This is a genomic window from Xanthomonas sp. SHU 166 (genome assembly GCF_000364685.1).
GTDB classification, from domain to species: Bacteria; Pseudomonadota; Gammaproteobacteria; order Xanthomonadales; family Xanthomonadaceae; genus Xanthomonas_A; species Xanthomonas_A sontii.
The window spans coordinates 1-3,931 of record NZ_AQOJ01000935.1; the positions used below are offsets into that span (position 1 = coordinate 1).

General features: G+C 70.6%; 4 protein-coding genes and 1 pseudogene. 2 read left to right on the forward strand and 3 right to left on the reverse strand.

All coding sequences use genetic code 11. The annotated features are described in order from the left end of the window. Window positions 1–404: pseudogene (locus D180_RS20950) on the reverse strand (molybdate ABC transporter permease subunit); the annotation flags it as partial. 4 nt (window positions 405–408) lie between these two features. Beyond that, window positions 409–1,431, reverse strand: a complete 1,023-nt coding sequence (locus D180_RS20955) for a sulfate ABC transporter substrate-binding protein (RefSeq protein ID WP_017914306.1) — start codon at window positions 1,429–1,431, stop codon at window positions 409–411. Window positions 1,432–1,624: 193 nt separating this feature from the next. On the opposite strand from D180_RS20955, the gene kbl reads away from it, so the two are divergent. Both kbl and D180_RS20965 read left to right on the forward strand, forming a co-directional pair. Further along, entirely contained in the window at window positions 1,625–2,827 is a 1,203-nt protein-coding gene (gene kbl, locus D180_RS20960) for a glycine C-acetyltransferase (RefSeq protein WP_017914307.1), read from the forward strand. Window position 2,828: 1 nt separating this feature from the next. Beyond that, window positions 2,829–3,221, forward strand: a complete 393-nt coding sequence (locus tag D180_RS20965) for a hypothetical protein (protein WP_017914308.1) — start codon at window positions 2,829–2,831, stop codon at window positions 3,219–3,221. Here the strand turns inward: D180_RS20965 and D180_RS20970 are convergent. After that, window positions 3,172–3,931, reverse strand: a 760-nt coding sequence (locus tag D180_RS20970; protein ID WP_017914309.1) for a pseudouridine synthase, incomplete at its 5' end; no start/stop codon positions are given. The two genes, D180_RS20965 and D180_RS20970, sit on opposite strands and share 50 nt — an antisense overlap.

Below are 3,931 nucleotides of genomic sequence, written 5' to 3' on the forward strand. Positions count from 1 at the left end.
CGTCCGATCCAGCCGTTGCTGCCGTACAACGCGGTCAGGGCGATGCCGGCCACCGCGGTCGGCAGGGCGAACGGCAGATCGATCATCGCGTCGAACAGGCGCTTGCCGGGAAAGCGATAGCGCACGAACACCCACGCCACCCAGGTGCCCATCACCGCATTGAACGCGGCCGCGGCCAACGCGGTGCCGAAGCTCAAGCGCAACGCCGCCAGCACCCGCGGCTCGCTCCACACCCGCCACACGCCGTCCCAGCCCAGCCCGCTGGTCTTGAGCAGCACCGCGAACAAGGGGATCAGCACCACCAGTCCCAGCCAGGTCAGGGTGATGCCCAGACTCAGCCCCAACCCCGGCATCACCCGGCGCTGGCGCGGGGCGCGGGCAACGGCGGCGGCGGTCACGGCCATCGCGTCACTTGCTCGCCTGGATCTGGTCGAACAGGCCGCCGTCGTCGAAGTGCGTGGCCTGCGCCTTGGCCCAGGACCCGAACGCCTGATCGATGGTGACCAGGCGCACCTTCGGCAGCCGCGCCAGATCGGCGCGGTCGGCGTACTCGGGATGGCGCGGCCGGTAATAGTGTCTGGCCGCGATCTTCTGTCCTTCCGGCGAGTACAGGTACTTCAGGTATTCCTCGGCCACCGCGCGGGTGCCGTGCTTGTCCACGTTCTTGTCGACCAGCGCCACCGACGGCTCGGCCAGGATCGACAGCTTCGGCACGACGATCTCGAACTTGTCCTGGCCCAGTTCCTGCTGCGCCAGGAACGCCTCGTTCTCCCAGGCCAGCAGCACGTCGCCGATGCCGCGCTGGACGAAGGTGGTGGTGGCGCCGCGCGCGCCGGTATCCAGCACCGGCACGTTGCGGAACAGCGCGCGCATGTAGTTGAGGATGCGCTCGCGGTCGCCCTTGAAGATGTGGTCGGCGTAGGCCCAGGCGGCCAGATAGTTCCAGCGCGCGCCGCCGGAGGTCTTGGGATTGGGCGTGATCACCGACACACCGCTGCGCAGCAGGTCGGGCCAGTCCTTGATCCCCTTCGGATTGCCCTTGCGCACCAGGAACACGATGGTCGAGGTGTACGGCGCGCTGTTGTCGGGCAGGCGCGTGGCCCAGTTCGCGTCGATCAGCTTGCTCTTGGCGGCGATCGCATCGACGTCGTAGGCCAATGCCAGCGTCACCACGTCCGCCTCGACCCCGTCAATCACCGCGCGCGCCTGCTTGCCGGAGCCACCGTGCGAGGTCTCCACCGCGACCTGCTCGCCGGGATGCAGTTGCGCCCAGTGCTTGGCGAAGGCGGCGTTGTAGTCCCGGTACAGCTCGCGGGTGGGATCGTAGGACACGTTGAGCAGTTGCGTCTCGGCGGCGGCCGCGGCCCCGGCGAACACGCACAAGGCGAGCGCGAGCAGCGGGCGCCAGCGGCGCGGCGGAAGGCTGGACATGGGCGGTTCTCCGAAAACACACAGGCCGACGCCGCGGCCGATACCCGCCGCGGACCATGACGCATGCTGCGCAGCGGCAGGCGGCGGGTGAAATGACTTCCCGGCAGCGGCTCATGCCATTTGTGCATGACGGCCGCGGCCGGCGCGGGCGCCGCGGTAACATCGCCGCTTCTTTCCGCCGCGCGTGCCCGTCATGACCGACTCCCGCCTCACCCAGCACTACGCCGAGGAACTGGACGCGATCCGCGCCCAGGGCCTGTTCAAGTCCGAGCGCATCATCGTCGGCCCGCAGGCGGCGGAAATCGTCCTCGCCGACGGCCGCCGCGTGCTGAACTTCTGCGCCAACAACTACCTGGGCCTGGCCGATCATCCGGCACTGATCCAGGCCGCCAAGGACGCGCTGGACACGCACGGCTTCGGCATGGCCTCGGTGCGCTTCATCTGCGGCACCCAGGACCTGCACAAGCAACTGGAAGCGCAGATCGCCACGTTCTTCGGCACCGAGGACACCATCCTCTACGCCGCCTGCTTCGACGCCAACGGCGGCCTGTTCGAACCGCTGCTCGGCGAGCACGACGCGATCATCTCCGACGCGCTCAACCATGCCTCGATCATCGACGGCGTGCGCCTGTGCAAGGCCAAGCGCTTCCGCTACGCCAACTGCGACATGGCCGACCTGGAAGCGCAGCTGCAGGCGGCCGACGCCGTCGGCTGCAAGACCAAGCTGATCACCAGCGACGGCGTGTTCTCGATGGACGGCTTCATCGCCCCGCTGGACGAAATCACCGCGCTGGCGAAGAAGTACAACGCGCTGGTGCACATCGACGAATGCCATGCCACCGGCTTCCTCGGCGCCAGCGGCCGCGGCTCGGCCGAGGTCAAGGGCGTGCTGGACCGGATCGATATCGTCACCGGCACCCTGGGCAAGGCCATGGGCGGCGCGCTGGGCGGTTTCACCACCGGCCGCCGCGAGGTGATCGAACTGCTGCGCCAGCGCTCGCGGCCCTACCTGTTCTCCAACTCGCTGCCGCCGCACGTGGTCGCGGCCGGGATCAAGGCCTTCGCGATGCTCGACGCCGCCGACGACCTGCGCGCGCGCCTGGTCGAGAACACCGCCTACTTCCGCGAGCGCATGGCCGCCGCCGGGTTCGACATCAAGCCCGGCACCCATCCGATCTGCCCGGTGATGCTGTACGACGCGCCGCTGGCGCAGCGCTTCGCCGAGCGGCTGCTGGAGGAAGGCATCTACGCCATCGGCTTCTTCTTCCCGGTGGTGCCCAAGGGCCAGGCACGGATCCGCACCCAGATCAGCGCCGCGCACACCCGCGCCCACCTGGACCGGGCGATCGACGCGTTCACCCGCATCGGCCGCGAACTGGGCGTACTCGCCGCCTGAGATGCGCGCCGCGCTGCGCCAACGGCTGTTGCTGGCGGCGCAGACCGACGCCCAGGCGCAAGCGCTGGAGGACGGCTGGGAGACCCGCTGCCTGCATTGCCGCCGGCGCCTGCGCCTGCGCGCTGACGGCGAACCGCTCGGACACAGCACGCTGGAACACGTAGTGCCGCAGGCCTGGTTCGGGCGCCGCGTCGCCGCGGCGCTGTGCGCCCAGGTGGGCGACGATGCCAACGATGCCCGAAACCTGGCGCTGGCCTGCGCCGCCTGCAATCACGCCAAGGGCCGTCACCACGATGCGCGTGGGCCGCAGGATGCGCGCGCCCGCGAGGTGGTCGCCGCCCTGCTCAGCGTGCGGCTGGCGCGCTGGCGTCCGCCGCCGGCGCCAACGCCCTGACTTCCGCGGCGCTGAGCTCACGCCACGCGCCCTTGCCCAGGTCGCCCAGTACCAAGTCGCCGATCGCTACCCGCACCAGCCGCAGCACGTCCAGGCCAAGCACGGCCAGCAGCCGCCGGATCTGCCGGTTGCGTCCCTCGTCCAGCACCACTTCCAGCCAGGCATGGCGCTCGCCCTGGCGCAGCAGGCGCGCCTGCTTGGCCCGCAGCGGTTCGCCATCGTCGACCACGCCGGCACACATCCGTGCCAGCAGCGCCGCGTCGGGCACCGCGTCCACCTGCACGTGATAGGTCTTGTCCGGGCCGCTGCCCGGATCGGTGACCCGCGCCGCCCACTGCGGGTCGTTGCTGAACAGCAACAAGCCCTCGCTGGCCTTGTCCAGGCGCCCGACCGGCGCCAGCCACGGCAGGCCCGCACCGTCGAAACAGCGGTACACGGTGTCGCGGCCACGCTCGTCCTGCGCACTGGTGACCAGCCCGCGCGGCTTGTTGAGCATCAGGTACCGGCGCGTGGTGTCGGCCAGCGGCGCGCCGTCCACGGCCAGCCGGTGGCGGCCCTGCAGGATCGGGAATTCGGGATCGGTGACGATGCGTCCGTCGACGGCGACGCGGCCGGCGGCGATCCAGCGCGCGGCCTCGGTGCGCGAGCACAGGCCCAGCTTGGACAGGGTGCGGGCCAGGCCGTGGCGCGGCACGGCCGGCGCGGCGGCG

What these genes read in the sequence shown, in the direction of transcription:
- kbl (WP_017914307.1), top strand. Translation starts at nt 1,625, where the DNA reads ATGACCGACTCCCGCCTCACCCAGCACTACGCCGAGGAACTGGACGCG.
- D180_RS20965 (WP_017914308.1), top strand. Translation starts at nt 2,829, where the DNA reads ATGCGCGCCGCGCTGCGCCAACGGCTGTTGCTGGCGGCGCAGACCGAC.
- D180_RS20955 (WP_017914306.1), bottom strand. Translation starts at nt 1,431, where the DNA reads ATGTCCAGCCTTCCGCCGCGCCGCTGGCGCCCGCTGCTCGCGCTCGCC.